Consider the following 5,854-nt stretch of genomic DNA (forward strand, 5'->3'; position numbering starts at 1 on the left):
TACAAAATCCGTCCGACCAATGCCGATCTGATCGCCTTGCTCGCAAAGGTGTGATCCGGCGACCCCGCGCGCGGGTGCCGGATCAGATCCAGTGCGCGCGCCTAGGTCTTGCGCGCCCCCAGCGCCGCGACCGTCGCGATCGGCACCGCAACCAGGAAGATGTAGCGAAGCAGTTGGACGACCACTTCCAGCGGGGCCGTGGTTGGCGCGTAGGATTGACCGCGCAGCGGCAGCACCACCCAGATCATCACGGCACCGATCAGCACCCCGAACCACGCAACGCTGATTTCCGGGATGCTATTGACGAGCGCGAAGCGCCAGACCGCCGTCAGATAGATCAACGCCACCAACAGCATGATGCCGAACTGGACGGCCAGCCCGATCAGCTCGACCTGCCGCTCGTCCGTCGCAAGACCCGGCAGCTTCACCGACGAAGCGATCGTCCGCAGGACCGCTTCCGGCGTACTGCCGGTCGAAATCGCATAGGCAAACTGGCCCAGCAGATCGAGCCCGCCGGCAAGGATGGTGGCCCCCAGCAGCGCCGCGATGAACCCCCAAAGGCTGTAGGAGGCCGCTTCGGCGCGGATGTACCACGATCCGGAATAATGCGTCGCCATACCCGAGAACTCCCCCCGAATTGGTTCTTACCCATAGCATCGGTCGGATGCCCGGTCGAGCAGAGCAAGCCGCGAAGCGCGCCGTCGATGCGATCTGGTCCGGTTTGACACGGGTGATCCGAAACACGCTGAGATCGGCATAGTTTCGGCCCCGCATGGTTGGTACAAGGCGCAACGATTGGGGGAAGGCGGTCATGACCACCAGCTATTCGATATCGGGCGCGCTGCGGGGGATCGTGATCGCGACGACGATCGCGGGCACGCTCGACATTCTGTCGGCGTTCGCGTTTGCGGCGTGGGACGGGGCGAGCCCGCTCGGTGTGCTCGGCGGCATCGGCAGCGCGCTGGTCGATCGCGATGCGATCGGCAATGTCTGGATCATGGCGGCCATCGGACTCGGGCTGCATGTCGCGATCATGGTAGCGATGGCGACCGCTTACATGCTGGTCGCGGCGATCGTGCCGGTCGTCAATCGGCTATGGCCGTTGAGCGGGATCGTGTTCGGGGCAATCTTGTGGGGAATCATGGAGCGCATCGTCCTGCCCTACCGCTGGCCGACGATCTTCCCGCTGACCGGAACGCCGGAAATTGCCGAGCAACTGTTCAACCATATCGTGCTGGTCGGGCTACCGATCGCCTGGATCGCGCGACAGGCGGCGCGCTGGCACCGGCGCTATCGCTAGTTTCGGATAATGCGACTGATCCGCAATAACGCTTGCGACCAATTCGCATTAGCGCTAAATCCTCGCGCAGCGAGGAAGTGCCACATGGTTGTCTGCATCTGTAACGCGATCCGCGAGCGCGATGTCCGCGATGCCGCACGGGCGGGATCGAAGACCGCTTGCCAGGCGTATCGCGCGCTCGGCCGGCAGCCAAAATGCGGACAATGCTTGCCCTTCGCACGCAGCATCATCGACGCCGAGCGCGCCGTCGCCTAAGCTTTCCTGACCGAGCGCAAGAAGGGGCAGTCCATGCAGGGCGACGCAAAAGTCATCGAGTTTCTCAACGAGGCGCTCAAGAATGAACTGACCGCGGTCAACCAATATTGGCTGCACTACCGGCTGTTCGACCATTGGGGCGTGCGCAAGCTCGCCGCGTTTGAACGGCACGAATCGATCGACGAGATGAAGCATGCCGACATGCTGTCGGAGCGCATCCTGTTCCTCGACGGGCTGCCCAATTTCCAGCTGCTTGGTCGTCTGCGCATCGGCGAAACGGTCGAGGAAGTGTTGAAGGCCGATCTCGCGCTCGAGATGGAAGCGCTACCGCTGCTGCGCGACGCGATCGAACATTGCGAGAAGGTCCGCGACTATGTCAGCCGCGACCTGTTCCGTCGTATCCTCGACAGCGAGGAAGAACATGTCGACACGCTCGAACGCCAGTTCGAGATGATCGCGCGCATGGGCATCGGAAATTACGTCCAGCTACAAAGCAAAGCCGCCGACGACGAGGGCTGAAGCCTGCGCCAGGACGAACACACCGCCGTTCGCCCTGAGCCTGTCGAAGGGCCGCTTCAGCAAGTGACGGCTTGCCTGTGGCACGCAGCCCTTCGACAAGCGCAGCGCGAACGGGATGGATGCGCGAACTGAAGAGAAGTCCACGCTACCCCGCATACTCCACGCCGTTCCACGCGCCGAGCGGATCGATCATCTGCGGCGTCAGCCAGCCATAGGTGAAGTTGAGCATGTAGAGCGACCACAAGATCGTCGCGACAATCGTCACGCGGATCGCGATCTTGCGCGCGTTGAACTCGTGCGGCGCGCTCTCGGCCTGGCCGGGGACGCGGTCGACCCCGGCCTCGTCGCTGGTCTTCACCCCGAACGGCAGGACGAAAAACACCGAAAACGCCCAGAACAGGAAGTAGATCGCCAGCGCCGAGGTCCACCGCATTTTTCGTCCAGCCTTAGATAAAGTTCCGTTCGTGCTGAGCCTGTCGAAGCACATGCCAGAACCGATGCTCAAGGCACAGGCCCTTCGACCGGCTCAGCGCGAACGGAGGTTGTGCGTCAGGCCTCGATCAGCAGCACATCGACATTGGGCTTCTTGCCGGTCCATCGCGTCGCGACCTTGCGCGCGGCAAGACGGATGCTTTCGCGCAATTTGTCGCGATTGTCGCCGTTGCCGCGACCACCCTGCTTGACCGCCGCGATCACGGCATCGATCGTTTCGTCGAGGAACGGTTCACGGTCTTCCTCAACCGGGATACCCTGGATCCGCACTTGCGGCGTACCGATCAGCCCGCGTGATCCGATCGCGACCGCAACCGAGATTTGCCCGTTAATCGCCAGCTTGCGCCGCTCGTTGATCGTCTGACCGTCGCCCGGCAGGATCACGTCACCGTCGAGCACCAGCCGCCCGACCGTGGCATTGCCGATCTTGGTCGGCGCGCCGGGGGCGAGGCGAACGATATCGCCATTGGTCTGCACCAAAGCGCGCGGCACGCCCTCGGACAGGCCGAAACGCGCTTGCTCCATCAAATGGCGCATTTCGCCGTGAACCGGCATCAGCAGTTCGGGCTTCATCCAGCGATACATTTGCAGCAGCTCCGGGCGTCCCGGATGCCCCGAGACGTGGACATGCGCCTGACGGTCGGTGATCATGATCACGCCCTTGGCCGCCAATTGGTTCTGGATCCGCCCGATCGCGACTTCATTGCCGGGAATCTGCTTCGAGGAGAACACGACGGTGTCGCCGGTTTCGAGCGTGATCGGGTGCTGGCCATTGGCGACGCGCGCAAGTGCCGCACGGTCCTCGCCCTGCCCGCCGGTCGCCACCACCAGCACCTTGTCGCGCGGCAAGCGCATCGCGGCATCGGCATCGATCGTGTCGGGGAAATCCTTCAGATAGCCCGTCGCGCGCGCAACCTTGAGGATGCGATCAAGCGAGCGGCCCTGCACGCTCAACTGCCGCCCGGTCGCGGTCGCGACCTTGCCCAGCGTGTGCAAGCGCGCTGCATTCGACGCGAACGACGTGACCAGCACGCGGCCCTTGGCCTTGCCGATCACGTCCATCAGGCCGGAGAGCACATCGCTTTCCGAACCCGACGCCTCGGTATTGAAGACGTTGGTCGAATCGCAGACAAGCGCCAAAATGCCCGCATCGCCGATCGCGGCGAGCTGTTCTGGGCTGGCGGGCTGACCGAGCACGGGCGCGGAATCTAGTTTCCAGTCGCCGGTGTGGAAGATCCGGCCATACGGCGTATCGATCAGTAGCGCCGAGGCTTCGGGGATCGAGTGCGACAGCGGCACGAAGGTGACACCGAACGGCCCGAGATCGAATTTGGTGTCGGGCTTGATCACCTTCAGCTTGACGCGATTGGCATTGCCCTCTTCCTCGAGCTTCCCGCGGATCAGGCCGGCGGTGAAGGCGGTGGCATAAAGCGGCACGCCGAGATCCTCGGCAAGATACGGCAATGCGCCGATATGGTCCTCATGCCCGTGCGTCAGCACGATGCCGACCAGATCGTCGAGCCGCTCTTCGATGAATTGCAGATCGGGCAGGATCACGTCGATGCCGGGATATTGCGGATCGGCGAAGGTGATTCCGCAATCGACCATCATCCACTTGCCGTTACAGCCGTACAGATTGACGTTCATGCCGATTTCGCCCGACCCGCCAAGGGCCAGGAAAAGGAGTTCGTTCTTTGGCTTGGTCACGTAGTTTTGGTCTTTCAACTGCGGCATCGCGGGACTCGCGAGCCAAGGGTTGCGCATCTAAGCGCTTGATTTCGTAGAGATCTGGGAAGCGGGGCACCGCAAAAGCGGGCGCGCGCGCGTTGACTCTAGGGCTGCATATGGGCGCGATCCCACAGAATCGCCAGCCCCTGAATGGTAAGATCGGGTTCGACCACGTCGAACATCGTCGTATGCTGTTCGAACAGAATCGCCAGGCCCCCGGTTGCGACGACGGTGATCGGCCGGCCGACCTCCGCCTTCATCCGCGCGACCAGCCCTTCGATCATCGCGACATAGCCCCAAAAGATGCCGATCTGCATTTGGCTGACGGTATCGCGGCCGATCACGCTGGCGTCGGCGGGGGCTTCGATCGCGATCCGCGGCAATTTGGCGGCGGCGGTGACGAGCGCGTCGAGCGACAGGTTGATGCCCGGCGCGATGATGCCGCCTTTGTAAGCACCGGTATAATCGACCATGTCGAGCGTCGTTGCGGTGCCAAAATCGATGACGATCAGATCGCCCGGGTGCCCCGCATGTGCCGCGATCATCGTGACGGCGCGATCCGCCCCGACACTCTTGGGCTCGAGCACGTCGAGCGCCATCCCCCATTCAACCGGTGGCTCGCCCGCAATCAAAGGCTCTCCGCCGAAATATTTGCGCGCCAGCGTCTGCAGATTATGCAGCGCGCGCGGCACGACGGTGGCGATGATGACACCGTTCACTTGCCCCCGATCATAGCCTTCGAGGGTCAGCAGCTGGCTGAGCCACACGGCATATTCATCGGCGGTGCGGCGCGGATCGGTCGCGATGCGCCAGCGCGCCTTGATCTCGCGACCCTCCAGCAGCGCAAAAACGACATTGGTGTTGCCGGCGTCGATGGCGAGCAGCATGGGCTTGTCTTCTTGTCAGAGCAAAAACACGTCGCCGGCGTGAATGACACGGGTCGTGCCATCCGCCAAGCGCAGGTTGAGCGCACCGTCCGCATCGAGCCCGCCGAACAGTCCGTCGGTCGCGCTGCCATCGGGGAGCCGCACGGTCAGCGCGGTGCCGATCGGATGCGCGCGCTCGAGCCAGCGCGCGCGGACCGGGGCCAGCCCCTGCCCGCGCCAAATGCCCAGCCAGCGCGCAAACGCGTCGGCCAGCGTCTCGGCGAAGTCGGCGGGATCGGGCGTTACGCTATACGCCGCGAGGCTGGTCGCACGGCGGTCGATATCTAGCGGGTGATGCGCGATGTTTACGCCCATCCCCACCACCACCGCGTCGCCCGCGCGTTCGAGCAGGATGCCGGAGAGCTTCGCACCGTCGAGCAGCAGGTCGTTAGGCCATTTGAGCAGCAAATCACCCTCACCCTTCCGTCGCTTCGCTCCTCCTTCCCTCTCCCAAAGGGAGAGGGAAGGGGCCCGCGCGGCAAAGCCGCGTGGGAAGGGTGAGGGTGACGAGGAAAGATACGCCCGCACCACCTCCTCCAGCGCCACCGCCGCGACCAGTGCAAGCGTTGGCGCAGTCGGATCGGTGCCGCGCACCCGCACCACCGTGGAGCCATAGAAATTGCCGGTCGGGGAG

The 5,854-nt window shown here is 63.6% G+C and carries 8 protein-coding genes; 3 read left to right on the forward strand and 5 right to left on the reverse strand.

Features of this window, described 5'->3' with window-relative positions:
* Positions 1–101: 101 nt before the first annotated feature.
* Complete coding sequence (locus ABWP09_RS10725; RefSeq protein ID WP_353205135.1) at positions 102–617, reverse strand: hypothetical protein; 516 nt, start codon at positions 615–617, stop codon at positions 102–104.
* A 194-nt stretch (positions 618–811) separates the two neighbouring features.
* Here ABWP09_RS10725 and ABWP09_RS10730 point away from each other — a divergent pair, with 194 nt between their 5' ends.
* The 3 genes from ABWP09_RS10730 (at position 812) to bfr (ending at position 2,074) form a co-directional block, all read left to right on the forward strand.
* The gene (locus ABWP09_RS10730; RefSeq protein ID WP_353205136.1) at positions 812–1,300 is read left to right on the forward strand and encodes a hypothetical protein; all 489 of its coding nucleotides are present in this window, start codon (positions 812–814) and stop codon (positions 1,298–1,300) included.
* Positions 1,301–1,384: 84 nt separating this feature from the next.
* The gene (locus tag ABWP09_RS10735; protein ID WP_353205137.1) at positions 1,385–1,555 is read left to right on the forward strand and encodes a (2Fe-2S)-binding protein; all 171 of its coding nucleotides are present in this window, start codon (positions 1,385–1,387) and stop codon (positions 1,553–1,555) included.
* A gap of 33 nt (positions 1,556–1,588) precedes the next feature.
* A complete protein-coding gene (bfr, locus tag ABWP09_RS10740) occupies positions 1,589–2,074 on the forward strand; it encodes a bacterioferritin (protein WP_353205138.1) in 486 nt (161 codons plus the stop codon).
* A gap of 145 nt (positions 2,075–2,219) precedes the next feature.
* Here the strand turns inward: bfr and ABWP09_RS10745 are convergent, their stop codons facing one another.
* From ABWP09_RS10745 to ABWP09_RS10760, 4 genes are all read right to left on the reverse strand, one after another.
* On the reverse strand, positions 2,220–2,507 hold the full coding sequence (locus tag ABWP09_RS10745; RefSeq protein WP_353205139.1) for a DUF1467 family protein: 288 nt from the start codon (positions 2,505–2,507) through the stop codon (positions 2,220–2,222).
* A gap of 116 nt (positions 2,508–2,623) precedes the next feature.
* On the reverse strand, positions 2,624–4,300 hold the full coding sequence (locus ABWP09_RS10750; RefSeq protein ID WP_353205147.1) for a ribonuclease J: 1,677 nt from the start codon (positions 4,298–4,300) through the stop codon (positions 2,624–2,626).
* A gap of 98 nt (positions 4,301–4,398) precedes the next feature.
* A complete protein-coding gene (locus ABWP09_RS10755; protein WP_353205140.1) occupies positions 4,399–5,181 on the reverse strand; it encodes a type III pantothenate kinase in 783 nt (260 codons plus the stop codon).
* Positions 5,182–5,196: 15 nt separating this feature from the next.
* The coding region (locus ABWP09_RS10760) for a biotin--[acetyl-CoA-carboxylase] ligase (protein ID WP_353205141.1) at positions 5,197–5,854 on the reverse strand (658 nt) is incomplete at its 5' end.

This window comes from Sphingomonas sp. (assembly GCF_040398505.1).
In the GTDB taxonomy this organism is placed as follows: Bacteria; Pseudomonadota; Alphaproteobacteria; order Sphingomonadales; family Sphingomonadaceae; genus Sphingomonas.

Bases quoted from the DNA above. Each gene is read 5' to 3' on its own strand.
- ABWP09_RS10725 (WP_353205135.1), bottom strand. From the start codon at position 617: ATGGCGACGCATTATTCCGGATCGTGGTACATCCGCGCCGAAGCGGCC.
- ABWP09_RS10730 (WP_353205136.1), top strand. From the start codon at position 812: ATGACCACCAGCTATTCGATATCGGGCGCGCTGCGGGGGATCGTGATC.
- ABWP09_RS10735 (WP_353205137.1), top strand. From the start codon at position 1,385: ATGGTTGTCTGCATCTGTAACGCGATCCGCGAGCGCGATGTCCGCGAT.
- bfr (WP_353205138.1), top strand. From the start codon at position 1,589: ATGCAGGGCGACGCAAAAGTCATCGAGTTTCTCAACGAGGCGCTCAAG.
- ABWP09_RS10745 (WP_353205139.1), bottom strand. From the start codon at position 2,507: ATGCGGTGGACCTCGGCGCTGGCGATCTACTTCCTGTTCTGGGCGTTT.
- ABWP09_RS10750 (WP_353205147.1), bottom strand. From the start codon at position 4,300: ATGCCGCAGTTGAAAGACCAAAACTACGTGACCAAGCCAAAGAACGAA.
- ABWP09_RS10755 (WP_353205140.1), bottom strand. From the start codon at position 5,181: ATGCTGCTCGCCATCGACGCCGGCAACACCAATGTCGTTTTTGCGCTG.